Origin of the sequence: Paenibacillus sp. ACRSA, assembly GCF_022346845.1 — a bacterium.
Lineage (GTDB): Bacteria > Bacillota > Bacilli > Paenibacillales > Paenibacillaceae > Paenibacillus.
Map to the genome: position 1 here is coordinate 137,595 of NZ_JAKRNP010000010.1, position 23,829 is coordinate 161,423.

Below are 23,829 nucleotides of genomic sequence, written 5' to 3' on the forward strand. Positions count from 1 at the left end.
TATCTATCCTATACTTACGCTAACTCTAGAATTAGCCTTTTACCGCGCCCAGCATCGCACCGCTGACAAAATACTTTTGCAGCCAAGGATACACTAGCAGAATTGGTACAGTTGCAAATATAACCGTTGCTGCCTTGAGGCTCTCTGGGGTCAATGGTGCACGGTTAGCACCTTCCATGAGCGTAAGCTCGCTGACCATATTGTTTTGTACCATTTGGAAGAGTTTAAGCTGCAGCGGGTACAGCTTCGGATCATTAATGTACAGCAATGAATCCTGGAAGCCATTCCAGCGACCAACCGCATAGAATAGAGCCAGTGTAGCCAAGACAGGCATAGATAATGGCAATATAATTTTGAAGAGTGTGTGCACATGCGAACTACCGTCAATCTCAGCCGATTCCTCCAAGCTTTCTGGAATGCCGCGGAAGAAGGAAATCAGGATAATCAGGTTAAACGGACTTACGAGACCCGGTAAAATCAGCGCCCAGACGGAATTAAGCAAATTCAGGTCACGAATGAGCAAATATTCAGGAATCATCCCGCCACTGAAGAACATGGTAATGATGATGACGTACATGAAGAGCTTGCGCCCCTTCAATTTTTTCTTCGTTAATGGATATGCAGCCGCCAGTGTGAAGAGCATACATAGCACAGTGGTTGCTACCGTTAGAACACTCGTGAAGCCCAGTGAATAGATCATGGATTGGTCAGAGAATACCTGAATGTAGGCATCCCAATTAAATTCTTTAGGGAATATGGTCACTTCACCAGATGTAATTGCCCGATTGGAACTTAGTGAGATCGCAATCGTGTGCAAGAACGGAGCTAGACAGAAGATAACAAACAAACTGATAAAGGTAATATTAACGATGTCAAAAACCCGGTTTGAGGTGCGTTCACTCATATGCGCACAGCTCCTTTACTGATGGTCTATACAAACAGCCGATTGGTATCCCTCTCGCTCTTACAAAATACCTTCACCGGTCGCCTTTTTCGAAATATAATTTGAACCGAGTACGAAGATCAGTCCTACAACAGCCTGGAAGAGTCCGACGACAGTCGCCAGTGTATATTGTCCAGATTCCAAACCAACCCTGTACACGAAGGTACTCAGTACATCGGAGTATTCACGTACAGCAGTATTACCAATAATGTAAGGACGATCAAAACCAATGCTGACCATTTGTCCGAGATTCAGAATAAGCAAAGTGACAATCGTTGGTTTAATACTAGGCAAAGTAATATGCCAGATTTTTTTCAGACGTGACGCTCCATCAATCTCAGCAGCTTCAAACAATTCCTTGTTAACGCCGGTTAATGCAGCCAGATACAGAATGGTTCCCCATCCAGCGCTCTGCCAAACACCTGTGAACAAGTACGTAACAAGCCATGGATTCTTCTCTGTCAAAAATGGTATGGAGTTGAGACCCATACTCTCCAGCAAACCGTTCACCATACCGGATTGATTGCCGAATAATTGATACACGATCCCCCCGATAATAACCCAGGAAATAAAGTGAGGAATGTACAGGATCGTTTGTGAAATCTTTTTAAACCACTTAAACCGAACTTCGTAGAGCATGATCGCCAAGATAATTGGAGCAGGGAATGAAACGAGCAAATCTAGAAAGTTAAGCATGAACGTATTTCGTAATGTGGTGTAGAAGTCCCGCATTCCAAATACTTCACGGAAAGCATCGAAACCGATCCACTCACTCCCGTTGATGCCCTGAAACAAGTTGAAATCCTTAAAAGCGATCTGAACCCCGTACATTGGGCCGTAGCGAAAGATCAAGAAGTAGATCAGAGGCAGTGAGATGAGCGCATATAATTGCCAATACCTTTTCAAGTATGTGATGGTCAAGTCGGTTTCCTCCTATCAACAGAGAAACGGCTGTGCCGCCCATACTGGCGGCACACGTTCCTTCTAAAGTTATGCGGTAAATTACATATTGATTTGGTAATCACAAGATGAACCTTTTAATTGATAACGCTTACTGAAGTGCTGCTTCAAGCTCTTTCTTCAGTTCTGTGCCACCCAGTGACATGAAATCATTCATTTCTTTTTCATATACCGATTCAAAATCTGCCGGCTTAGCCATCGCTGTTTTCACAATAAGCACTTTCAACTTATCATTTAGCGCCGTACCATATTTCGATTCTGCTTCAATCGGTTTGCTGAAGATAACCGGGCCGATTGTGTCTGTATTTGCAATATCAATGGACTGTCTCATTAGCTCTTGGTTACGCTCAGGGAAGCCTGCAATCCATGCCGCTTCATTGGCTGCCTGATCTCCAACTACTTTACCGTTGGCAATAATGGCCATATCACCACCGTTGTAGAGACGATCTTTGACATCCTGTGGAGCATCATCTTTAACAACCGGAACACCGTCAACCATATCGTAGTTTTCACCTTCAACACCGGTGTTCATCTCTAGCAGATTTGTTCCGGAAGCCATCCAATCCAGGTATTTCACTGCTTCAACCGAACGTTTGCTGCTTTTTGGAATCATGATGTACATACCGTTGCTGCCATAACGTGATTTGATGTGTTTATTGTCCACATTCGGGTTAGTATAAGCGTCAACTGCTACAACTTTGCTATCCGGTACATTTTTGTACAAATTATCAAGCATACCATCTGCATACAAAATCTGACCTACGTCCTCAGACATGTAGCCAATATTACCGTTTTGGAAGTCTTTGACCAATTGCGCTTTTTCTTCATCAAGACTGAAGTCTTTGCTGATCAGACCTTCATTGTATAGCTTATTAAGGAACTGCATCGCATCTTTGAAGCCATCATGCAATGGTAGTTCGTAGCGCTGACTGTACGTAAGTCCGTCTTGTACAGGCTTGATAAAGGAGTAAATCAGTGTTTCATACTGAGCTGGGGCAAGTGCCATACCCATTGGGATGTTTTTGCTACCCAGATTGCCTGGATCCTTCTCTTTGAATGCTTTCAACGTTTCATACAACTCATCTGTTGTTGTTGGAGCTTTCATACCGACTTTATCGAGCCAATCCTGGCGGATATATGAGTTATAACGAGCCGTAATGGCACGTTTACCCGGAATAGCGAATTGCTGACCTTCAAGCTGACCGAATTTCAACAGGTCATCGCCGAGATATTCTTTTAAGTTAGGTGCATGTTCATTAAGAAGTTCGCCTACGTCAGTTAGACCGCCTTGCTGAGCGTAACGGTAGAACACACTGGAGTCATATACAAACACAATATCTGGAACGTCGCTGGGGCTGGCCATTAACACGTTGAGCTTGGTTGTTTCTTCTGAACGTTGAACAGGTACGAATTGCACATCAATGTTATTCGGATCGCCAAATTTCTCTTGAACAAATTTAGTTAAGTAGTTATTCGTGATCGTATGTGGAGAAGGACTGTTACCACGATCGAATACCTCCACTTTCAAGGTGACACGCTCACCACTACCTGATGCACCGCCTTCAGCCGATTGATCAGATGCAGATGAACATCCTGCTAATAGTGAAACCCCCATTACCATTGTAAGCGCCAGACCCATCCATTTCTTCATACTCCCTTTGGTTGCTCTTCTTGTCATTTTGTCATCCCCTTTGGCTTTGCGTTGAATGTTTTTAAAGCTTGATCCGAGTATTCCATACCTTCTTGCTCTCATGCAATAAACCAGTTTCGGAAGCGCTTACAGATCGATTGTGGTTTATTCTCCTAACCATTTTCGCAGACAATCCATTTTCAGTAATACTGCTCTAAACCCGCGCGCAGACACACTTTACCCCCACTTCAGTACAGTTTGTTCTTAGCTAGGTCGATAAACCATTTTCTGATACTGCCTATTTTCGTATCCGACATACAAACTGGAATATCCATCCACGTCTACACTCTGAAAAACCGCATAAATTAAAAACAGTGTTCGGATTGAGCAAACACACCGCCCTGAATCACAGCAAAAAGGTGGACTCCAGCAAGTAGCCCTCCTACGGAGAATACCTGCGGGAATTCCACCCCTCACATTAAGCTCGTTTACTCGAAAAATAAGCAATCCACGCTACATTACTACCTATGACTAGGACTCATCCATATGATGTTCACGCTTTGCTCGGCGATAATCGCCTGGAGTAATGCCTGTAACCCGTTTAAATACACGCCCCAACGTAATACCATTAGCATACCCTACCTTCACGGCAATATCCTGCAATGCCAAGTCAGTTGTGCAGAGAAGTCGTTCCGTCTCCTTCATTCGCAGCTCGGTCACGAAGTCCACAAACTTCATATTGAATTCTGTCTTAAACAAATAACTCGCATGTTTGCCAGAGATCTGAAACCGATCACTCAAATGTTTCAGAGAAAGGTCAGGGTTGGCAAATTGTTCTTCGATATAACTTTTCATCTCATTGACCATAGCTTTGTAGCTCTTGGTTTCTGTTACCGAGACATACGTTCTGAACAGATCGGTTAAGTCCTCAAACAGCAGTGCCTTTACGTCAGCAAGTGTCTCTGCTTCTTCTATAGACTTTAGCCAATTATTCATGTTGTCCTCTGATAATTTCTCTTGAAGATCGTCAGACATCAGGGCTACTTCACGGCTTAGCATCTGTAGCATCGCTTGAATTAAGGAGTGAATATCTTCATCAGGCAGCATATTACGTTCAAATGCCGTGAAAATCTCTTCCAGTTCTTCACGCCACTGGCCGCTCGACATGCGGAATCGTTTTACAAAGTCAGCAATCATCTGCAAGTAGGTGTACGTCTCTATTAATGGCTTCGACTTCTCCCCACTCTCGGCCAAGCCCACGTCTCCGTTCATCAGCCATTTCCGATGCATGACCGCTTCTGCACCAGTATAAGACTCTCGAATAGTCCCAATGCCATCTGCAATCGGCCCAATCCCAAAGCTTAGCGAGATACGCAGATTCTGATCAACCCAGAACCGACAATCCTCTGCAACATCACGAATCTGTCCAGTCATATCATGCTCGCTGCTATCCTCTGTGGAGAGAAATAGAATGGCTACCCGTTCTGCACTGACCCATTCAGCCCAGCATTGAATGCCCTTGTTGCGTGAGAGCTCCTGTAGAACATTCATCAATGCGAATTTGAGAGTATTTTGTTCACCTCTCGTATATAACTCTTGAAATCCCTTCTCGTAACGGTTAATCTCTCCAACGACAACTGCGAAGCGGACAGACTCTCCCACGGCGTCAAATGGAGATAGCTCCTCAAGCCGTGCTGCGGCTAGGTCGAGATGCTCGCCATGCAACAGACTGTTGAACAGCTTGCTGCGCTGCAACAGCACATTTTCCCTCTTTTTATCATCATAATCCATCATGTGGTTAATCAGATTTTCAAGCGCGCCATCAATCATTTTCATCTCATCTTTACGAGATCCCGAATCTTCAAGTGTCCGAATCTGATGTGCTTCAATCCGGTTCATAATAATCTGAATTGGCTTATAATTTCGACGTGTAACATAAATGATGTAAATGATCGCGCTAACCACCGTCACAATGGCAATGACTACCCATACATAAGAAATAACAGATACCCATCCAAACAGATTTCCCGCCTTGATCCCACTGGATAACGTCCAACCTAATCTATCGAGCGTAAGCGTGTTCAATACTCTTCCTTCTGTGGCATCTTCATCATCCAAGTGTGCGTTGTATACCACCTGACCGTCACGGTTTGAAATGGTCATGAAGGACAGTTGTCCGTTAACCATGTTATCGACTGTTTGTTCAATACTGCTCATTTTAATATTAATCACAAGTGTACCTTGGGATCCAAAAGGCAGAGGCATATCCTTATTAACGGTTATTACTCGAATAGGGGCACGCTGAATAATACCTCCATCGTACTCTCTAACGGGCTGCCATCCCGGAGATAACTTCCCGGACACCGTCTGCTCAATCCATGCTTTGTCTGAGAAGCTCTCCACATCTCTAGGCCCACTCACCGTCACAATGCTCTTATTCATATTGTCATATAAATAAATGGATTCAATCCATGAAGACGAACTGGTTAACTCACGCAAACTCTGTGCAATCGCATAGACTGTTTCGGAACTCGCTCCAACTCTATGATTAAAATAGTCTTTATAGGCTTGGTCATTCTGTACCGCCTCCATCAATGATAATTCGATATCTCTGATGGTGTGATCTACCGTATCCGCTAGATAGTTGGACGAGATGCGGTCTGCTTTTTTCGTTTCGGCCCTAGAGATGTCATTAATGAAAACAAACGCGATAAAAATGAGTATGGTCACAGTCAGAAAGAAAATAGGAAAGTACGAAAATAGTAAACGATAATACCAAGTACGGGACAATCGACCCCACTCCTCACTCTACGATGCCAACCACAGAATCGGCCGCAGTTCTATTGTTTATCATCTGTCGCACCTCTGGGCTGGATCACCCCATATTAAAGCGCTCTCATGAATTTATTTTGATGTTATTATAGCACATGGTTTGGAAGAGCAAGCAAAGAATTGACTCCCTAGAATTCTGCCTGTCTTATGAATAAAACAAAAAAGCCGTGCTGAGCAGACAACTCAGACACGGAACAACTCTATGGAGTAAACTCATTCTCCGATCCTTCATTAGATGCCAGAATCTCTAAACAGTGTTGCCATAGAGCCGCCATCGACGATAATACGAATGGCTCTTGCCAGCATCGGAGAAACCGGTAATACTTTGAAGCATTCAGGATGATCATCTGGCAGCGCAATCGAATCGGTAACAACCACCTCAGCTATGGAGGGATGATTGAGTTTCGCTAATGCTCCATCGGAGAACAAGCCATGTGTAGCACATACGTATACATTATTGGAGCCACGCTCCTTGAGTCCCTCAACGACATTCAGAATTGTCGTGCCTGTATCAATCAGATCCTCAATAATGATCGGTGTGCGACCTTCAACATCACCAATGACATGGGTAATGATAGATTCGTTATGGCTTGGTCTCTTCTTGATCATGATGGCAAAAGGTGAATCCAACCGGTTCGCTAGCTTCTCTGCCATAGAGGCACGCCCAGCATCCGGGGAGACAACAACTGGATGTTCAATACCTTTGCTTAGCAAATACTCACTGATTAGATCTAATGAGGTCATATGATCAACCGGAATATTGAAGAATCCTTGGATAGCTGCTGCATGGAGGTCAATCGTCACAACCCGGTTCGCTCCAGCCGTGGTCAACACATCCGCAACCATCTTGGCTGAGATCGGTTCGCGCGGGGCTGACTTACGCTCCTGACGAGCATATCCATAATAGGGAACGATGATATTCACTGTCCGAGCAGAGGCTCGCTTCGCAGCATCGATCATAACGAGCAGTTCAACGAACAACTCATTAATCGGGTTAGACAACGACTGAATTAGAAACACATCACAGTTACGAATAGTCTCTTCATAATGAACGTATATCTCTCCGCTCTTGAACCGGGACAGCTTGATCTTGCCTAGCTGTACTCCCAGCTTGTCGCATACTTGTTCTGCCAGCTTCGGGTTCGATGAACCGGAAAAAATACGTAACGATTGCTGCATAATGCCCTCCCGAGGGTTGAAGCCCCTATATAATCCCTTATGAATAAGGTTATTTTCAACCTTATTATACTCTACTGTCTCCTCCATTTAAAGGAACGAAAGAGCGACGGCGACTCTCAAAGACAGCCACCTCGTTGCACCCTAACTCACGCAAGAGTGCTTCTGCCTCAGGTAAGTAATCCCCCAGCTTCAAAGGATCATGCGCGTCCGAGCCAAGCGTCAACGGGATACCTAACTCAATCGCTTTTGTCAGCATTCGCCGTCCAGGAAACATCTCAGCACAGGGCTTCGATAACCCTGAGGCATTAAGCTCCATTGCACAGCCGCTCTTAGCTATCGCTTGCAGAGCAGCATTCTCCAGTGCAATACGCTCATCTGCCTCCTCAGATGCAGGGGAGAAGCCGAATCGTTTGATGACGTCAGTATGTCCCATAATGTCATACATTCCCGTTGCAGCTGCCTTGCTCACCGCATCATAGTATTGGCGATATACCTCCAACACGTTACGCCCTTCCCATTGATGCGTTTGACGGAAATCAGTAATATCCCATTCGCCCAGGAAATGTACAGATCCAATGACATAATCCCACGGATACCGTTCAATAATTGCTCGAATCTCATTCTCCCAGCCTTCAATATAATCGCCCTCCAGACCGACACGTACATCAATCTGACCACGATATTTCTCCTTCAGAGAGAAACACTCCTCAACATAGCGTGGAAGCTCATCCATCGGCATAGCCATCTCGGGATAATAATCGGCTGGATCTACATGGAGTAACGGCATATGATCAGACAGCCCGATCTGGGATAGCCCAATGTCTACGCCACGCTTCACATACTCTTCCAACTTACCAACGGCATGACCACACCGCTCATGATGTGTATGATAGTCTATTCGCACGCCTGTCTCCTCCTAATCGCGGCGAGGCCGCTCGTGACGACGGCTCAGCTCTGACATAATATCGTCCAGTGGCAACTTGCGCTCTTGAAGGAGAACGAGCAAGTGATACATGAGGTCACTGACTTCCAGACGCAGCTCGTCATTATCTTTATTTTTCGCAGCAATGATCGTCTCCGATGCTTCTTCACCGATTTTTTTGAGAATTTTATCTACGCCCTTGTCGAACAGATACGTCGTATAAGCCCCTTCTGGGCGCTCACGCTCACGTTCAGCAATGACAGATTCAAGTTCACCAAGTACAGCAAAACGTGCCTCCGCTTCGCTTGGCGCTGCATCATTCTGACCAGAAGACGTGCTATTCGCTTCGCTTGCTTGTTTGGACGTTTCCGGCAAACCAGTGATTTCATTGTGGAAACAAGTCACTTCACCTGTGTGGCAAGCTGGTCCATTCGGTTTAACCTCAACAAGTAACGTATCTCCATCGCAATCATATTTAAGCGAAGTGATCTGTTGTACGTTACCTGATGTTGCTCCTTTGTGCCATAGCTCTTGACGAGAGCGTGACCAGAACCACGTTTCACCAGACTCCAGCGACAGCTTCAAAGATTCCCGGTTCATGTAAGCCATCATCAAGACTTCGCGAGTTTCAGCATCCTGTACAATGGCAGGTACCAATCCATCGTTCCAGCGGATATGCTCCACTACCTGTGTAAGGGACAATTGTTCCTTCATTTCATTACTTGTATTACTCACGGATCTCCACCCCTTGTTCACTCAAATGTTGTTTTAGTGCCGGTACGGCGATTTCTTTATAATGGAATATCGTTGCTGCGAGCCCCGCATCCGCTTTACCCGCCGTGAACACATCGTAGAAGTGGGATTCCTTGCCGGCACCGCCTGAGGCGATAACCGGTATACGCACCGATTCTGATACCGCAGCCGTCAGCTTTAGATCGAAGCCATCTTTGGTGCCGTCCGCATCCATACTTGTCAGCAAAATTTCACCTGCTCCTAATTCTTCAGCCTGCTTGACCCATTCCAGTGCCTTGATGCCTGAAGCTTTCCGGCCTCCATGGGTATAGACTTCCCACTCGCCCCAAGCATCGTTGTACTTGGCATCCACCGCTACCACAATACACTGGGAACCAAACCGACGTGCCCCATCTGCAATCAACTGAGGATTAAGCACTGCTGCTGTATTAACGGCAATTTTGTCCGCGCCTGCTCGCAAAATACGTTTCATATCTTCAACCTTGGAGATACCTCCACCCACCGTAAATGGAATCGCAATTTCGCCAGCCGTTTGACGTACGACTTCTTCCATCGTTTCTCGTCCTTCTACCGAAGCGGAAATATCGAGGAATACCAGTTCGTCGGCACCCTCACGATCATATAGCGCCGCCAGCTCAACCGGATCACCCGCATCGCGGAGATTGACGAAGTTAACGCCTTTGACAACCCGCCCGTCCTTCACGTCCAGACAAGGAATGATTCTTTTTGCCAGCATGCTCCTCTTCCTCTCTACCCGAATATCGCTTATTTATTCACCGAACGTACCGCTTCAGTCAGATCGATGCTACCTGTATATAGCGCTTTGCCCACGATTGCTCCACCAACGCCATCATCTGCATGGCGGCTAAGGCGAAGTAGATCATCCATCACACTCACACCACCGGAAGCAATGACGGTTCTGCCGCTCGCCTTAGCTAGAGACACAATCGCTTCCACATTGGGCCCTTGCATCATGCCGTCCCGAGAAATATCAGTGAAGATAAATGTTTCTGCGCCGAATGCAGCCAGCTCCTTCGCCAGCACTTCCGCCTGAACCTCTGATGTTTCGAGCCAGCCTCGTGTAGCGACATAACCGTTACGAGCATCTATCCCGATGGCAACCTTATCGCCGTATCGTCCCAATACTTCCTCCGTAAAAGCACGATCCTCAATCGCCGCTGTTCCAATAATAAGTCGGCTAACGCCAAGTCCGAGCAAACGCTCCACATCGGCAACTGTACGAAGACCGCCACCTACCTGAACAGGCACGTTTACTGCTGAAGCGATTCGACCGATCAGCTCATCATTAACGGGATGTCCAGCCTTAGCACCGTCCAGATCTACAAGATGAACATATGTACCGCCTTGCTTCTCCCAGGATAGGGCAACCTGTACAGGGTCGTCGTTGTATACCGTCTCCTGATTGTAATCGCCTTGCACCAGTCTTACACATTTACCGTCCCGGATATCAATTGCTGGATATATGATAAAAGATGACATACAAGCCCTCCTGATTATCGCTTTATAGAGGTTTTTCAAAAAGTCCGCTTTTGATTACGAAGAATGCCTGACGGCATCTCAGCATCGAATATGGAATTCAGCCGAAATAAGTGAATGCTTACGAAGCTTGTTTCCTTCGGAAACAATGTAGTTGCTCACGTAGGTTTGCCTACGCTCCACTACTCCATTTCTAGCTTCATCCCATCTTCTCGGTACTGAAAACCGTCCTTTTTGAACACGCACTTATAGCTGATGTTTAGTTTAGAGTAACATTTCATTTCAGAACTCACTACTCTCTTGCACGATGATCCAATCTGACCCCAATGTACCGAATAAACAAATTACGTTGTCTTACACGAGTTATTCAGATCATTCCGGTGAAGCTCTAATTTGAACATATTAATGCTCAAACATATACAGCCCGTTTACGTTAAAGCCAAGAAATTACCCAGAAGCTTCATACCTAGCTCGCCACTTTTTTCCGGATGGAACTGCATACCGAAGTTTGATCCTCTACCCACAATTGCCGTCACAGGATGTCCGTAATCGGTGACTGCTAGTAGATCACTTTGCACTTCAGTAACTGCATGATATGAATGGACGAAATACACGTGTCCTGCATCCAGACCAGCCAACAACGGGCTTTCCGGTTGTAGGAACTCCAGACGGTTCCAGCCCATATGTGGAACTTTCAGTTCACCTGGTGCGAAGCGCACCACTTTTCCCGGTAAAATGTCCAGTCCTTCATGTTCTCCATGCTCCTCACTGGAGCTGAACAATAACTGCATTCCAAGACAAATGCCGAGCAGAGGCTTCGAGCTTGCTGCCGCTTCTTGGACTACAGCATCCAGACCGCTCTCCCGCAGATGCTCCATCGCATCGCCAAATGCACCTACACCTGGCAAAATCACACCATCTGCACCCAGAATCGCTTCACGGTCTCCCGTTACCAGCGCTTCATAGCCTAGACGTTCGACCGCTTTGCCGACGCTGTGCAGGTTCCCCATACCGTAATCGACAATTGCAATCGCCATCGTCTACAGCACTCCCTTCGTGGAAGGCACACCCGTTACACGTGGATCAATCATCGTTGCCTCATCCAATGCTCGGCCTAGTGCCTTGAATATAGCCTCAATCATATGATGTGTGTTCTGTCCGTAGTGCACAATCACATGTAAGGTAATCCGAGCTTCCAATGCCAGTTTCCACAGAAACTCATGTACAAGCTCTGTTGAGAAGCTGCCTACCTGCTGGGATGGATATTCTGCACGATACTCAAAGTGAGGTCGGTTGCTGACGTCAATGATGACCTGAGCGAGAGCCTCATCCATAGGTACAAAAACACTGGCATAACGCTTAATGCCCCGTTTGTCACCCAATGCTTCTCGTAAAGTCTGTCCGAGACAGATGCCGATGTCCTCTACAGTGTGGTGATCATCAATATCAATGTCCCCGCGCGCTTGTACGTTTAGATCGAATTGTCCGTGCTTCGTGAACAGATCCAGCATGTGATTCAGAAATGGAACATCCGTCTCAATCACCGATTGCCCCGTTCCATCTACGGAAAATGCGAGTTGAATATTAGTTTCATTCGTTTTGCGGTCTACCTGTGCCTCGCGCACAGCACCTTTGTTCTCTAGTCCCAAGCCATTCTCTTGATTATCCATGATCTGATTCCGCCTTTCCTTCCTGTTCTAACCGCACAGCGATTGCGCGCGCGTGACCTTCAAGACCTTCATGCCGAGCCAATTCTATAATAGCTGCTCCGTTCTGGAGCAATGCTTCCTTGCTGTAATAGATCAAGCTTGATTTCTTAATAAAATCATCCACATCCACTGGTGAACTGAACCGGGCTGTACCATTCGTCGGAATAATATGATTCGGGCCGGCAAAATAATCCCCTACCGGTTCCGAGCTATATGGCCCTAAGAAGATGGCACCAGCGTTCTCAATCCGTCCGGCGTAAGCCATCGGCTCTTGCACCATAATCTCTAAGTGCTCCGGTGCAAGGCGATTCACCACATCAATTCCTTCATCTAAGGAATCAACCACGATAATTGCACCATACTGCTCCACCGAAGCAGCCGCTATATCTCTACGCGGCAACACTTCCAGTTGCTGCTTCACCTCGGCCTGCACGGCTTCCGCCAGCGTAGCCGAAGTCGTGACGAGAATAGCCGATGCCATCTCGTCATGTTCCGCCTGCGACAATAAGTCTGCGGCAACATACACCGGGTTCGCCGTATCATCGGCGAGCACCACAATCTCACTGGGTCCCGCGATACTGTCGATATCGACCGCCCCATACACCTCGCGCTTCGCGAGCGCCACGTAAATATTGCCCGGTCCACAGATCTTATCCACCGGGGCAATACTCTCCGTGCCATAGGCGAGGGCGGCGATGGCTTGCGCGCCGCCCACCCGGTACATCTCGCTTACGCCTGCTTCCGCGGCAGCCACGAGAATGTACGGGTTAATGCCTTCGCCACCATTAGTGGATGGCGGCGTCACCAGAACAATCTCCGGCACACCCGCTACCTGTGCCGGAATCACATTCATCAGCACCGACGAAGGGTATGCTGCTTTGCCGCCAGGTACATACACACCGACCCGCTTCAGCGGTCGGATTACCTGGCCCAGCAGACTGCCGTCCGGCTGCCAATCCATCCAAGAATTGCGTTTCTGCTTCTCATGAAACGCACGAATATTAGCGGCGGCCTGCCGAATCGCCGTTACAAATGATGGCTCCACCGCGGCATACGCTGCTTGTAGCTCTTCCTGCGGCACACGAAGCTCTGAAGCCGCGAGCTTCGTCCGATCCAGTTGCTCTGTATATCGGAGCAACGCAGTATCACCTTCTCGGCGGATGTCACTGACAATGCGCCGTACAGTTTCATTTTGCTCAGGTGTACCATATTCGACTTCCCGTTTCAGATTAAACTCCCGTGCAGGTACAATCTTCATGCATATAACCTCCTTCTCTCCTGTAATACCACCATGCTATATGGTCATTCTTTGATATCCATAATTTCTATCAAGCCGCAGTTTCGCTCCCAGTGTAGTCTTAGTACACCATGTTCCGCTGCACATTTACGAGGCCTGATACATGTCCATGATAATAAGCTAAGAGGCTTTCGTCAGCCTCGAAGTATCCCGCTAGGCGTCTCCGTTGATGCTGGAATAACCTTCTGCAATGCGTCGCATAACGACTGAATCCGATCATTTTTCATCCGATAACTAACCCGGTTGGCAATAAGGCGACTCGTGATATCAAGAATTGAATTCATCTCTACCAATCCATTCTCGCGCAGGGTCTGCCCCGTCTCGACTAGATCGACGATTCGATCTGCTAAGCCAATCAGTGGAGCAAGCTCAATGGAGCCGTTCAGCTTAATGACTTCCACCTGCTGTCCTTGTTCTCTAAAATATTGGGAAGCAATGATCGGGTATTTGGTTGCTACACGTTGCTGAATACCTGGCTTCCAATCAGGAAGGCCAATAACGGACATCCGGCACTGTGCAATTCCCAGGTTGAGCAACTCATAGACATCCCGGTTTTCTTCAAGCAGTACGTCCTTGCCCACGATCCCGATATCCGCCACACCATATTCTACATAGGTTGGGACATCCACAGGCTTCGCCATAATAAATTCCATACCAGCTTCCGGCACCTCGATCACCAGCTTGCGTGTATCATCCACATCAACGGGAATGTCGAGACCTGCTTCACGGAATAGCTTTGAAGCTTTTTTATAGATTCGACCCTTAGGCATCGCTACCTTCAAAATATCCGACATCTCAGCGTGCTCCCCTTTCTTCAGATGCATAACGAATGACCTCGGCATACCGCTTGTCACTCCGCACTTCTTGTTCACCAGAGGTCCCAGCTACTTTCGCTACTTCATTGGTGCTATTCTCTTCGGAGAGAAGGGCTGTCACAACGTTCTTTCCTAAACTGCGTAACCGCGCCGCTTCCGTAAGTGCTTCAGCTCGGAATTTGGATTGATATTCAATCAGCACAGGCTTTTCTTCTTCTATTGTAATTCCATGTACTCCGTCAATGATTCGGTTTGTTTTGAGTGCAAACCCTGTAGCCGGAAGCGCACGTCCAAACTGCTGCAGCAGATTATCATATCGCCCACCACTGCATACAGGAGATCCAAGCTCTGCCGCATAACCTTCAAACGTCATACCTGTATAATACGAGAAGTCACCAATCATCGTCAGATCAATCAACACATGCTCAGAGACTCCGTATGCCTCTAACACCTCAAATACCGCGCACAGATGAGCAATAGACTCCGCTGCTTCGGGGCTGGAGCTCAACTGAGCCGCATGTGCACAGATCTCTTTGCCACCTCGCAAACGTAGAATCGCTTCAAGTTGATCCTTCAACTTCGGTTCAAGGTCGAGCGCTTCAATAGACTCCCGATAACCAACGTAATCCCGTCCGAGCAATCCTTTTTTCAATTCTTGCTGCTGTGCAGTCTGACCCGGGATAACCTCCTCCAACAATCCATTCAGGAAACCCATGTGACCCATCGCTATTTTAAAAGAAGACACACCCGCTGCCTGTAATGAGGCAATAGCCAAAGCAACCACTTCAGCATCCGCTTCAGGTGAGTCATCACCCACGAGTTCAACACCCGTTTGGAAAAACTCCGCTTCTCGCCCTGCTTCCTCTTCAATCGAACGGAATACATTCGCATGATAAGATAAACGGAGAGGAAGCTGCTCATCCTTCAGTAGAGAAGATACAACCCGCGCAATAGGAGCTGTCAGATCCGATCTCAATACGAGCGTTGTTCCTCGGCTATTCAGCAACTTGAACAATTTGCGGTCCGATGTAGAGCTCGCTACACCTACCGTATCGTAATACTCAATCGTTGGCGTCATAATCTGGCGATAACCCCAGCGTTCCATGCACTCCAGTACATTTCGTTCAATCGTTCTCAGCTTGTTCACGACAAGCGGTGTATAGTCACGGAAACCCGTCGGTTTCTCGAAGCCTTTTGGTTTAGACATTAGTATCATTCACCCCGAGTCAGTAGTTTGGATCGTACAGCAGTCTGTATATCGATTCTTACATCAATTCATTCGTCAATTTGCATTTCAATCTGTATCTCAACAGGATTTATGTAGCCAGCATCTATCCATATCAGCCGAAGCCCCAAAATGCCTTCGTAAATCCTCTATGCGTTCTTCTGTGAAGCTGTTCTCGTGCTCTAGCTGCCAAGCAGCATATCATTTCTATGGGTTCAGACCCTCAGCGAGAGAAGATTGTTTATTTCTCCTTCTATCGCCTTTTGCTTTCGTATGGTAAAGTGCTAATAAACTAAAGGATATGGGATATGATAACATGAATGACGCCACATCGTCAACAAAACCACATGGCTAGCCAGCCATCTTCCTTCTATGGTTTACCCGCATTGTACAAGCGTGACGAGGATATTTGTATATGAAAAAAGCTGCTCTTAGCAGCTTCTCCCTCAGCGGTTCAGATTTCACCTTCACCACTGGATATATCTTGTTAGTTCCTATGGTTCTAATCATAGGTCACAGGCATACATGTTTCAAATGTCGTTTTCCAACGACCTTCGTTTCCTAAACTGGTTCCTCTGTATTCACGAGCATATCTTGCTCTGGACGTGCAGACTGGGATAGATCCCGTAGTGGATTACCCCCCACAAAGGCTCCTGGCGCAACATCCTTGTGAACCACAGCGCCTGCTGCAACTACAGCTCCATCCCCGATGGTTACCCCCGGCAAGATGGTTGTATTCGCACCAATAAGTACATTTTCACCGATAATGACCTCGCCCAGCCTGTACTCTTTGATGAGATATTCATGAGCTAGAATGGTCGTGTTGTATCCGATGACTGAGTTTTCGCCCACCGTGATCTTCTCCGGGAAAAACACATCTACCATCACCATTAAGCCAAATGCCGTATGTTTACCTACCTTCATGCCAAGCATTCGGCGATAGATCCAGTTCTTTACCGATAGAATCGGACAGTAACGTGATAGCTGAATCCAGATAAAATTACGAACACCCTTCCATGGGCTTACAGTCTGATAGATATGCCATAATGCATTATGACCTTCTACCGGATAGCGGGTTACTTTTCTCATGTACGTCTCGCTTCAATACCTGTGAGTGCAAGCAGATCCCTCATATCGTGCACAATATGATCCGGGTTGTATTCTTTCAGTTTCTCTTCTCCCTTGAGAGACCAGGCCACTCCTACGGAGAGTGCACCTGCATTTTGAGCCGACTGAATATCCACGGGGCTGTCCCCAATCATCAATGTTTTGGTAGGATCGGCACCAAGCTCGTTCATCGCCTTCAGTACCGGCTCAGCATGAGGTTTCGGATGTGTTACATCCGTGACTGTTACAATCGTTTGCATATACTTGAGCAAGTCGAAGCGCTCTAACACTTTAAGTGTGGATGGACGAATTTTCGTTGTCACGACTCCCATTACGATACCTGCTTGATGAAGAGCTTCAATAACCTCCAACACATGAGGGAAAGGCTGCACCATTGCCTCATGGTGAATATCGTTATATGCACGGTAGCCCTTCACATACTTAGAGACATCCTCTTGTCCAGAAAATGTGCGCATCTGTTGTTCCAGCGTGCCACCCATATGTGGAATAATTTCTTCCCTTGTCCACGGAGCTGAATGCTCCCATTCCCCCATTACATGTAGGAACGAGCTGATGATCAACTCATTCGTATCTATAATCGTTCCATCGAGATCAAACAAAACCGTGTTGATCATACCTGCATTACTCCTTTTTGTCTTCAGCTTGCCTCTGCTCTTCTCTAGCTAGCGTTGATGTTGTTTTGTCTTCTTTGCTGTCTTTGCCAGCACCTGTACCTGGCGCACCTGTCTGTGGCATATCATCCGATGGTTCCGAAGGTACTTTCGTCGATACGATTGGGTCACTATAACGTACATCTGCCCGACCTGTCACTCTTCTTACCACAATGAATACTACCGCAACAATGATAATAGCGATCGCCAGCAGTTGCGAAATTCTAACGTTGCCGTAGGCTGGATCTAGATACCCTTGCTCGAAGCCCATTGCCGTCATTGGAGACCACATTCCATTTACGACAGAAGCCACCCATGCTGGTGCTTGGAACCCAAGACTATCTGTACGCAGTGCTTCAATGAAGAAACGACCGATAGAGTACCAGATAAAATAAGACATGAATAGTTCACCTGCACGTAGAAACTTCTGACGACGCAATACGAGTAGAATACCTAATCCTACCAGGCTCCATAACGATTCATACAAGAACGCCGGATGATGGAATACACCATTTACGTTCATCTGATTGACGATAAAGTCCGGAAGATGCAGATTGTTCCGCAAAAATGATTCCTCTACAGGTCCGCCGTAGGCTTCCTGATTCACGAAGTTCCCCCAACGCCCAATCATCTGTCCAACGATGAGACCAGGCGCGCAAATGTCGGCCATACGCCAGAAGTTATATCCTTTACGACGGAAGAAAATAACTGCACATATAATTGCACCAATTAGTGCGCCATAAATGGCGATGCCGCCATTCCATATTTTAAATACATCCCAGAAATTATCCTTATAATCGTCCCATTTAAATGCCACATAATAAATTCTGGCCCCAATAATAGCAGACGGTACGCCGAGCAGAACCATGTCCATGAACACTTCTTGCGGGATGGCATATCGTTTCCCCTCCTGAATGACCAGCAATAGACCTACAAGCGCTGCTGCACCCAGAATTAATCCGTACCAGTGAACCGTCAGTGGTCCAATAGAGAACGCAACCGGGTCCAACAGTAATAATGTATCCATTCATTCACACTCCTATAAATTCACTCATGCCACTCACTCTCAAACTATACGATTTGCGCAGTAACACGCACGTTATCGACCTATGAACAAGAGAAATTTCTTGTTTAACATAGATCACTTGAATCCATTTCATAACTCACTATAAATAGTGATTTTGTAACGATATCCAAACCAATTGAACCATTTAGGACGAGATCTATCCTAATTTGAAGCAGCTAAAAATATGATGGAACTGATTCACTTACGCAAATGGTACTGTGTTCTAACTGTGCAAATTCCCCACGCTACCTATATCCAAGAAAAAGTGGTATAGCAAAGCACAGCTTTGTCTCATACCACAATTCCCTGAACTAATTTAATTAATCCATGTCTTCCATATCTTCTGAGATGGTTGCTGTCAACTTATTCGTAAATTGCAGCGCCGCATTCAATCCCATTTGCTTCAGACGGTAGTTCATGGCTGCAACTTCGATGATTACAGCTAGATTTCGACCAGGACGAACCGGAATCGTAACCAGAGGTACATCCGTATCAATAATTCGTGTAGTCTCCTCGTCCAACCCAAGACGGTCATACTGCTTGTCCTGTTGCCATGCTTCAAGTCGAACAACAAGGGTAATTCGTTTATTGTTACGTACAGCACCCGCACCAAACAGCGTCATAACGTTGATGATACCAACTCCGCGAATCTCCAGCAAATGACGAATTAACTCTGGAGCTGTACCGTGAAGCTGGAAGTCGGACGTTTGGCGAATCTCTACCGCATCATCGGCAATCAAGCGATGTCCACGTTTAACCAATTCCAAGGCCGTCTCACTTTTACCGATACCACTGCTTCCCGTAATCAACATCCCTACACCATTCACATCACACAAAACACCATGGATCGTCGCAGTTGGCGCAAGCTTTCCTTCAAGGAAACCCGTGATCCGGCTGGAAAGAATCGTTGTCGCCATATTACTGCGAAGTACAGCCAAGTTCTGTTCTTCACTGATATCAATCAATTCCTGTGGAACGTCAAGTCCGCGGGTAATAACAATACAAGGTGTCTCTTCTGTGCATAGACGCTGCATCCGATCACGGCGCTCTTGTTCAGACAACATTGCAAAAAAGGCCAGTTCTGTTCTTCCAAGAAGCTGTACCCGTTCTTGAGGATGATATTCAAAATAACCAGCCATTTCTAGACCAGGTCGGTTCAGATCGTCTACTGTAATGAATCTCTTTAATCCATGAGATCCCGAAACAACCTCAAGCTGAAATTGTTGGACTAACTCGGATACTTTCACTTTTTTCGCCATTTGTCTCTTCCTTTCAGCATTCGCTGCCTCTGTATGTACATCAAGATGACACATCATTTCACTACTTTAAGAGCGCATTCAGTTTGATTCCATGTACAGCCTATACGAAACGTCGATCAACGTTATTCAGCGAAGACAGACCACAGTTATCGGATGTTTTCCATGCAGATATAGCATACTCGAGCTCTGTTTCATCAATCGATAACCTTCAAATAATCTTAAATGAATTCACCGCTGAATGCAATCTTGGCCTATGCCTGTTATTAGTCAAAAAAGCCCCTTCCAGCAATAACGGAAGGGGCTCTGAATACAATGTATGATTGCGTTAACTGATAGATTTCATCGTTACCGAGGAATCCCAGTAATATTAGTCTTGAAGAAGTACGTTCACTTCAGTCTCTTTGTCAAAGATATGAACCTTGTTCATGTCAATTGCCATTTTAACTGTGGAACCATCACGAGTGTTAGAACGTCCGTCTACACGTGCAATTGTAGTATCGTTACCTACGCCGCTCAAGTAGAGGAGCATTTCGTGACCCAAGTTCTCTGTTACATCTACGTGTGTAGAGAATACAGAGTTCGGGGATGCTTCCAAGAATACTGGCTCTTCGTGGATATCTTCTGGACGAACACCCAGAATCACTTCTTTACCAATATATCCTCTGGATTTCAACACTTGTGCTTTACCTTGTGGGATTTCAACATCTACACCTGGAGCTACGAAGTGCAAGTTAGCACCTTGCTCAGCCAGTTTACCCGAGATAAAGTTCATTGTTGGGGAACCGATAAATCCAGCTACGAACAGGTTAGCCGGTAAGTTATACAGTTCTTCCGGAGAAGCAGCTTGTTGGATGATACCATCCTTCATAACTACGATCCGGTCACCCATCGTCATTGCTTCGATCTGGTCATGCGTTACGTAGATAACAGTTGTTTCCAAACGTTTAGCCAGTTTTGTGATTTCCGCACGCATCTGACCACGAAGTTTAGCATCCAAGTTGGAGAGTGGCTCATCCATCAAGAAGACTTGTGGATCACGGACAATCGCACGTCCAAGAGCGACACGCTGACGTTGACCACCGGACAATGCCTTAGGTTTACGCTCAAGCAAATGCTCGATATCCAAGATTTTAGCTGCTTCACGTACACGTTTGTCGATCTCGTCTTTTTTCACTTTACGCAATTTCAAACCAAACGCCATGTTTTGATATACGCTCATATGCGGATACAAGGCATAGGATTGGAATACCATCGCGATATCGCGGTCTTTAGGAGCAACATCATTTACGACACGGTCACCGATATAGAGTTTACCTTCGGAAATTTCCTCAAGGCCTGCGATCATACGCAGTGTTGTTGATTTACCACAACCGGACGGACCTACCAGTACCAAAAATTCTTTATCTTTAATGTCCAGGTTAATGTCAACTACTGTTGCTTTATCGGAACCCGGGTATTTTTTAAAAATATGCTCTAAACGTACACCTGCCATGATTGTTGCCTCCTCAGAGATCATTTTGTAATCGAATACATTTTGTAGTTTTATAATAACCCATGCATGTGATGTTTGACTATTCGCAAACTGCACAAAAATATCAGAGCTTTTTCGTCACTTTGTACATAAGCAGCAAAAGCCGCACTAGAACAGCATTTTCAAAGCTTCTAACATCGTATCCAATCTCTTGTTTGATCTTATCCAGACGATAAACCAGTGTATTCCGGTGGATAAAAAGCCGCTTGGCCGTCTCACTCACATTGCAATCCAAGCTAAAAAAGGTCTCTAGCGTTGTGAGGGTCTCACTATCGTTAAATATTGTGGTATCTTTACCTGTATCCTTGATGAACCGGAGCCGCTGCTGCTCAGGAATACTTGCAACAACTTGTTCTAGTTGTAGATTCCAAGGAAGATGAATATGCTGTGCGACATGGAATGCCCTGCCTAACTGTACACTTTCCTGCAAAAGCGCAGTAGCAGGCGCCAGTTGAGTTACTGGGTGACAAGGTAACAATGCAGATAGATGGAAGACACCAGCCCATTCACTCGCTACCAATTCATATAGTCCAAGACAGAAGGCATTAAGCAGATCTTTTCTTGCCTCAACGGTATCTTCCTCAACCTCACCCATAACAATCTCTTCATCAGCAAGAAAGACCCACTCTTGTTCTCCCATAGGAATTAATATAATTACCTCACCGAAGTAACTCTCCAATAATTTATTAAGCTCTTTGGAGCGAATTCGATGAGCATCCGGTGTTTCACATTGCAGCAAAAAAGGAATTTTCTCAGTGTTAAGCTCCACCTTAATCGATAAATGCTCCGGTACCGATTCATATTGGGATGGATCGTTCATCTGCTGCACAAGCCATTGTCCCAGTTCAGCAAGTTGCTGCTCTCGATCACTTTCATATACTACAGGTGTTTCTTCGAGTGATGCTTCTGTATAGTTAAGGATCAGAAGTTCAATGAGACCCTTGGTTTCTCTAGTTATTGCTTCAGTAGAGCATCCCCAACATATAATATTTCCTTCTTTGGCATTCACTCCGACTTTAAAATAAATCCGTTCTCCTGTGCTCAAACTCCGGGCTTCAGTATAGGTAACTCTTTCTGGCTCGCTCAGCTGACCACCGGGCTTTCCATTATAGGTAGAGTTATCGTAGTTATGATTGAATAACTTAGCCGCTGACTCTTCCCATTCTTCTATAGTAACTTCATATTCATCTAATGTAGTGCCGATAACTGTTTCAATTTGTTGTTTAAGACCTGGTATGATCATCATAATATGAACGTCACCACTCTGTTTTTTCTACTATCTTATCATATCCTAAGGGAGATCGCCTTTTACCTATTGGTTTATAACAATGATTACGAAAATATATAATTTATTGTGTATTGGCAGCTAACCTTTTTATCTATGTTCCCTAGAATATTCTCTAAACACTCGGCTACTATTTAGTTAGTTTTAATTTCAAAACAACAAAAAAAGAGTGAATAATCATGTTAATGATTATTCACTCTTTCTATAAGATGAGTCATGAAGGGCTCGAACCTTCGACACCCTGATTAAAAGTCAGGTGCTCTACCAACTGAGCTAATGACTCATAAAACTGGTGGAGGATGATGGATTCGAACCACCGAACCCGTACGGGAGCAGATTTACAGTCTGATGCGTTTGGCCGCTTCGCTAATCCTCCAAAATAATAAGGTGGCTCGGGACGGAATCGAACCGCCGACACGAGGATTTTCAGTCCTCTGCTCTACCGACTGAGCTACCGAGCCTTATTTGTTTTGGGATTAATGGCGGAACCGACGGGATTCGAACCCGCGATCTCCTGCGTGACAGGCAGGCATGTTAGGCCAACTACACCACGGTTCCAGGCATTAATGGTGCCGGCGAGAGGACTTGAACCCCCAACCTACTGATTACAAGTCAGTTGCTCTACCAGTTGAGCTACACCGGCGTATATGGTGGAGGCTGAGGGGATCGAACCCCCGACCCTCTGCTTGTAAGGCAGATGCTCTCCCAGCTGAGCTAAGCCTCCTGGGTAATATGGTAGCGGCGGAGGGGATCGAACCCCCGACCTTACGGGTATGAACCGTACGCTCTAGCCAGCTGAGCTACACCGCCATATTAATGAATTGTCTTGATTGCTTGTCCATCTCCATTAGGATAAAGATGGCGGAGAGAGAGGGATTCGAACCCTCGCACCGTTTACACAGCCTAACCCCTTAGCAGAGGGTCCCCTTATAGCCACTTGGGTATCTCTCCAAATAACAATCATAAACAATGATTACAAGGATTGCTCCTTGAAAACTAGATTCGAAACGGAAAGTCTGCGATTTAAAACTTGCAATTGGATAAGCCCTCGACCGATTAGTACTGGTCAGCTCCATGCATTACTGCACTTCCACCCCCAGCCTATCTACCTCGTCGTCTTCAAGGGGTCTTACATACTGGGAAATCTC

The 23,829-nt window shown here is 46.1% G+C and carries 20 protein-coding genes, 8 tRNA genes and 1 rRNA gene; all 29 read right to left on the reverse strand.

Annotation, left to right across the window (positions count from 1 at the left end; all coding sequences use genetic code 11):
- Positions 1-31: 31 nt before the first annotated feature.
- Entirely contained in the window at positions 32-904 is an 873-nt protein-coding gene (locus tag MH215_RS23365) for a carbohydrate ABC transporter permease (RefSeq protein WP_145051934.1), read from the reverse strand.
- 60 nt (positions 905-964) lie between these two features.
- Positions 965-1,864: an ABC transporter permease gene (locus MH215_RS23370; RefSeq protein ID WP_239293559.1), complete on the reverse strand. Its 900-nt coding sequence runs from the start codon at positions 1,862-1,864 to the stop codon at positions 965-967.
- 130 nt (positions 1,865-1,994) lie between these two features.
- Positions 1,995-3,581 (reverse strand): extracellular solute-binding protein, encoded by a 1,587-nt coding sequence (locus MH215_RS23375; protein WP_239293560.1) that lies wholly within the window; start codon positions 3,579-3,581, stop codon positions 1,995-1,997.
- Between the two features lie 483 nt (positions 3,582-4,064).
- Positions 4,065-6,323: a helix-turn-helix domain-containing protein gene (locus tag MH215_RS23380; protein WP_239293561.1), complete on the reverse strand. Its 2,259-nt coding sequence runs from the start codon at positions 6,321-6,323 to the stop codon at positions 4,065-4,067.
- Positions 6,324-6,596: 273 nt separating this feature from the next.
- Positions 6,597-7,544: a ribose-phosphate diphosphokinase gene (locus tag MH215_RS23385; protein WP_056695229.1), complete on the reverse strand. Its 948-nt coding sequence runs from the start codon at positions 7,542-7,544 to the stop codon at positions 6,597-6,599.
- A gap of 64 nt (positions 7,545-7,608) precedes the next feature.
- Positions 7,609-8,448: a histidinol-phosphatase HisJ gene (hisJ, locus tag MH215_RS23390; RefSeq protein WP_239293562.1), complete on the reverse strand. Its 840-nt coding sequence runs from the start codon at positions 8,446-8,448 to the stop codon at positions 7,609-7,611.
- 12 nt (positions 8,449-8,460) lie between these two features.
- Entirely contained in the window at positions 8,461-9,180 is a 720-nt protein-coding gene (hisIE, locus tag MH215_RS23395) for a bifunctional phosphoribosyl-AMP cyclohydrolase/phosphoribosyl-ATP diphosphatase HisIE (RefSeq protein WP_239293573.1), read from the reverse strand.
- Between the two features lie 13 nt (positions 9,181-9,193).
- A complete protein-coding gene (gene hisF / locus MH215_RS23400; RefSeq protein WP_128099833.1) occupies positions 9,194-9,955 on the reverse strand; it encodes an imidazole glycerol phosphate synthase subunit HisF in 762 nt (253 codons plus the stop codon).
- 29 nt (positions 9,956-9,984) lie between these two features.
- Positions 9,985-10,719, reverse strand: coding sequence for a 1-(5-phosphoribosyl)-5-[(5-phosphoribosylamino)methylideneamino]imidazole-4-carboxamide isomerase (hisA, locus tag MH215_RS23405; protein WP_056695220.1), 735 nt, complete (start codon positions 10,717-10,719; stop codon positions 9,985-9,987).
- Between the two features lie 425 nt (positions 10,720-11,144).
- Positions 11,145-11,753: an imidazole glycerol phosphate synthase subunit HisH gene (gene hisH, locus MH215_RS23410; RefSeq protein WP_239293563.1), complete on the reverse strand. Its 609-nt coding sequence runs from the start codon at positions 11,751-11,753 to the stop codon at positions 11,145-11,147.
- Between the two features lie 3 nt (positions 11,754-11,756).
- Positions 11,757-12,386: an imidazoleglycerol-phosphate dehydratase HisB gene (hisB, locus tag MH215_RS23415; RefSeq protein ID WP_275446303.1), complete on the reverse strand. Its 630-nt coding sequence runs from the start codon at positions 12,384-12,386 to the stop codon at positions 11,757-11,759.
- Positions 12,379-13,683, reverse strand: a complete 1,305-nt coding sequence (hisD, locus tag MH215_RS23420; RefSeq protein WP_239293564.1) for a histidinol dehydrogenase — start codon at positions 13,681-13,683, stop codon at positions 12,379-12,381. The genes hisB and hisD overlap by 8 nt, the downstream gene beginning before the upstream one ends.
- Before the next feature lie 173 nt (positions 13,684-13,856).
- A complete protein-coding gene (hisG, locus tag MH215_RS23425) occupies positions 13,857-14,516 on the reverse strand; it encodes an ATP phosphoribosyltransferase (RefSeq protein ID WP_239293565.1) in 660 nt (219 codons plus the stop codon).
- 1 nt (position 14,517) lies between these two features.
- Complete coding sequence (locus tag MH215_RS23430; protein ID WP_239293566.1) at positions 14,518-15,744, reverse strand: ATP phosphoribosyltransferase regulatory subunit; 1,227 nt, start codon at positions 15,742-15,744, stop codon at positions 14,518-14,520.
- Between the two features lie 579 nt (positions 15,745-16,323).
- On the reverse strand, positions 16,324-16,851 hold the full coding sequence (locus tag MH215_RS23435) for an acyltransferase (protein WP_239293567.1): 528 nt from the start codon (positions 16,849-16,851) through the stop codon (positions 16,324-16,326).
- On the reverse strand, positions 16,848-17,504 hold the full coding sequence (ppaX, locus tag MH215_RS23440) for a pyrophosphatase PpaX (RefSeq protein WP_239293568.1): 657 nt from the start codon (positions 17,502-17,504) through the stop codon (positions 16,848-16,850). The genes MH215_RS23435 and ppaX overlap by 4 nt, the downstream gene beginning before the upstream one ends.
- Positions 17,505-17,511: 7 nt before the next feature.
- Entirely contained in the window at positions 17,512-18,567 is a 1,056-nt protein-coding gene (gene lgt, locus MH215_RS23445; protein ID WP_239293569.1) for a prolipoprotein diacylglyceryl transferase, read from the reverse strand.
- A 359-nt stretch (positions 18,568-18,926) separates the two neighbouring features.
- Positions 18,927-19,865 (reverse strand): HPr(Ser) kinase/phosphatase, encoded by a 939-nt coding sequence (gene hprK / locus MH215_RS23450; RefSeq protein WP_145052149.1) that lies wholly within the window; start codon positions 19,863-19,865, stop codon positions 18,927-18,929.
- A gap of 367 nt (positions 19,866-20,232) precedes the next feature.
- Positions 20,233-21,357: an ABC transporter ATP-binding protein gene (locus MH215_RS23455; RefSeq protein ID WP_062837775.1), complete on the reverse strand. Its 1,125-nt coding sequence runs from the start codon at positions 21,355-21,357 to the stop codon at positions 20,233-20,235.
- 103 nt (positions 21,358-21,460) lie between these two features.
- The gene (locus MH215_RS23460) at positions 21,461-22,642 is read right to left on the reverse strand and encodes a PucR family transcriptional regulator (protein WP_239293570.1); all 1,182 of its coding nucleotides are present in this window, start codon (positions 22,640-22,642) and stop codon (positions 21,461-21,463) included.
- Between the two features lie 249 nt (positions 22,643-22,891).
- Positions 22,892-22,964: transfer RNA gene (locus tag MH215_RS23465), tRNA-Lys, on the reverse strand.
- Between the two features lie 7 nt (positions 22,965-22,971).
- Positions 22,972-23,057 (reverse strand) — tRNA-Tyr (locus tag MH215_RS23470).
- A 12-nt stretch (positions 23,058-23,069) separates the two neighbouring features.
- A tRNA-Phe gene (locus tag MH215_RS23475) sits at positions 23,070-23,142 on the reverse strand.
- Between the two features lie 19 nt (positions 23,143-23,161).
- Positions 23,162-23,239, reverse strand: a tRNA-Asp gene (locus MH215_RS23480).
- Positions 23,240-23,248: 9 nt separating this feature from the next.
- Positions 23,249-23,324 (reverse strand) — tRNA-Thr (locus MH215_RS23485).
- Between the two features lie 5 nt (positions 23,325-23,329).
- Positions 23,330-23,405: transfer RNA gene (locus MH215_RS23490), tRNA-Val, on the reverse strand.
- 9 nt (positions 23,406-23,414) lie between these two features.
- A tRNA-Met gene (locus tag MH215_RS23495) sits at positions 23,415-23,491 on the reverse strand.
- 49 nt (positions 23,492-23,540) lie between these two features.
- A tRNA-Ser gene (locus tag MH215_RS23500) sits at positions 23,541-23,632 on the reverse strand.
- 85 nt (positions 23,633-23,717) lie between these two features.
- Positions 23,718-23,829, reverse strand: a 23S ribosomal RNA gene (locus MH215_RS23505); the annotation flags it as partial.

What these genes read in the sequence shown, in the direction of transcription:
- hprK (WP_145052149.1), bottom strand. Translation starts at nt 19,865, where the DNA reads ATGGCGAAAAAAGTGAAAGTATCCGAGTTAGTCCAACAATTTCAGCTT.
- hisG (WP_239293565.1), bottom strand. Translation starts at nt 14,516, where the DNA reads ATGTCGGATATTTTGAAGGTAGCGATGCCTAAGGGTCGAATCTATAAA.
- MH215_RS23435 (WP_239293567.1), bottom strand. Translation starts at nt 16,851, where the DNA reads ATGAGAAAAGTAACCCGCTATCCGGTAGAAGGTCATAATGCATTATGG.
- hisH (WP_239293563.1), bottom strand. Translation starts at nt 11,753, where the DNA reads ATGGCGATTGCAATTGTCGATTACGGTATGGGGAACCTGCACAGCGTC.
- MH215_RS23375 (WP_239293560.1), bottom strand. Translation starts at nt 3,581, where the DNA reads ATGACAAGAAGAGCAACCAAAGGGAGTATGAAGAAATGGATGGGTCTG.
- MH215_RS23455 (WP_062837775.1), bottom strand. Translation starts at nt 21,357, where the DNA reads ATGGCAGGTGTACGTTTAGAGCATATTTTTAAAAAATACCCGGGTTCC.
- hisA (WP_056695220.1), bottom strand. Translation starts at nt 10,719, where the DNA reads ATGTCATCTTTTATCATATATCCAGCAATTGATATCCGGGACGGTAAA.
- hisB (WP_275446303.1), bottom strand. Translation starts at nt 12,386, where the DNA reads ATGGATAATCAAGAGAATGGCTTGGGACTAGAGAACAAAGGTGCTGTG.
- hisD (WP_239293564.1), bottom strand. Translation starts at nt 13,683, where the DNA reads ATGAAGATTGTACCTGCACGGGAGTTTAATCTGAAACGGGAAGTCGAA.
- lgt (WP_239293569.1), bottom strand. Translation starts at nt 18,567, where the DNA reads ATGGATACATTATTACTGTTGGACCCGGTTGCGTTCTCTATTGGACCA.
- MH215_RS23365 (WP_145051934.1), bottom strand. Translation starts at nt 904, where the DNA reads ATGAGTGAACGCACCTCAAACCGGGTTTTTGACATCGTTAATATTACC.
- ppaX (WP_239293568.1), bottom strand. Translation starts at nt 17,504, where the DNA reads ATGATCAACACGGTTTTGTTTGATCTCGATGGAACGATTATAGATACG.
- MH215_RS23385 (WP_056695229.1), bottom strand. Translation starts at nt 7,544, where the DNA reads ATGCAGCAATCGTTACGTATTTTTTCCGGTTCATCGAACCCGAAGCTG.
- hisIE (WP_239293573.1), bottom strand. Translation starts at nt 9,180, where the DNA reads ATGAAGGAACAATTGTCCCTTACACAGGTAGTGGAGCATATCCGCTGG.
- MH215_RS23460 (WP_239293570.1), bottom strand. Translation starts at nt 22,642, where the DNA reads ATGATGATCATACCAGGTCTTAAACAACAAATTGAAACAGTTATCGGC.
- hisF (WP_128099833.1), bottom strand. Translation starts at nt 9,955, where the DNA reads ATGCTGGCAAAAAGAATCATTCCTTGTCTGGACGTGAAGGACGGGCGG.
- MH215_RS23430 (WP_239293566.1), bottom strand. Translation starts at nt 15,744, where the DNA reads ATGTCTAAACCAAAAGGCTTCGAGAAACCGACGGGTTTCCGTGACTAT.